The organism is Sphingomonas sp. IW22 (assembly GCF_041321155.1).
Lineage (GTDB): Bacteria > Pseudomonadota > Alphaproteobacteria > Sphingomonadales > Sphingomonadaceae > Sphingomonas.
The window spans coordinates 1-1291 of sequence record NZ_JBGGWB010000036.1; the positions used below are offsets into that span (position 1 = coordinate 1).

Annotated in this window: 1 protein-coding gene; it reads right to left on the minus strand. The window is 40.9% G+C overall.

The genetic code is table 11. The annotated features are described in order from the left end of the window. Nucleotides 1-77: 77 nt before the first annotated feature. The gene (locus tag ACAX61_RS19560) at nt 78-1109 is read right to left on the minus strand and encodes a hypothetical protein (RefSeq protein ID WP_370716210.1); all 1032 of its coding nucleotides are present in this window, start codon (nt 1107-1109) and stop codon (nt 78-80) included. Nucleotides 1110-1291 lie beyond the last annotated feature (182 nt).

The window sequence follows — 1291 nt, forward strand, 5'->3', positions numbered from 1 at the left end:
TACCAGGTTGAGTCAAAAGTTATTAGCGTTTTTATTCAAAACATTAAATTACAAGAACAACTAAAACAAAATCACAATCATTCCTCAAAGTACAATCCATCGCTTTGAGTTACTTGGAGCCACCTTTGAGCCAATAGTTCAATTCCATGACGGTACCAGTCTGGTGATTTTGAGGCAAAGAACTCCATCATGTCATTTTTCAACCCTTCCTCAGAAGTGAAACATCGCCCTTGAAGGAAATGTGCCAAAGAACGGAACAGGTGGAAATCAGAAGGAGCGAGGTCAGGACTATACGCTGGGTGAGGGAGGACTTCGAACCCCGACAGTTCTTGTAGCTTCTGTTGCACCTTTCGCGAAGTATGGGCTGGAGCATTATCATGTTGAAGCAGTACTCTTCCGCGATTTACCAATGCGGGGTATCGTTTGCTCATAACATCATGCACTCGCTTTAGCTGTTCGGCGTAAAGTGTGGCATCGATTGCTCGACCGTCTGGAACCAATTCCCAGTGTATAGGACCCTCAAAGTTCCACCATACGCATAACATTACTTTCTTCTCAAAGCGCTTGGTTTTAACAATTTGTTGAGCCGATTGACCAGATTGCAACCACTGCTTTCCACCCGTAGAATTACGGAAGAATATCCACTTTTCGTCCCCTGTGACAATTCGTTTCCAAAATCTAATGTCTTGTGGATTTGTGAGGAGTTTTCGGCAAACTTCAAGTCGATGTTTAGATTGTTTTTCTGTTAAAATGTGTGGAACTTGCAGAGGGTTTCTGCAAACAAAACCAAGATTGCGCAAATGACGATTTATTGTGCTTTGTGAAGGACCTAGTTCGTCCGACAGTCTACGTGTGCTTGTACATGGCTGTTGTTCTACCTTGGCTCGTAGTACCTCTTTATTTACCACTGATGGTCGACCTGGACGTTCGTTATCTTCTAGGCTGGTGACACCTTGCTTGAAGCGCTGGAACCACCATCGGGTTGTACTGTTTTTCACAAAATCCTTACCTTCTATATCACAGATGTCGCGAGTCGCAGCTGCTGCTGTAAGTCCTTTTTTCCAATAGTGCAACAATAAGACCCGTTTCGTCAATTTTTGATCACTCATTCTACATAGTAAAATTTTTAAATTAAAAATGGGAAAAAAAAATAATAATGCTAAACAGATTTACCTTTTCAATCGCTTCAAAATGATATGAAATATTGCGCCAAAAAATGTCGTAATAATGAAGCAGTAAAACAATTAATATCTCTTAATAAAACGCTAATAACTTTTGACTCAACCTGGTA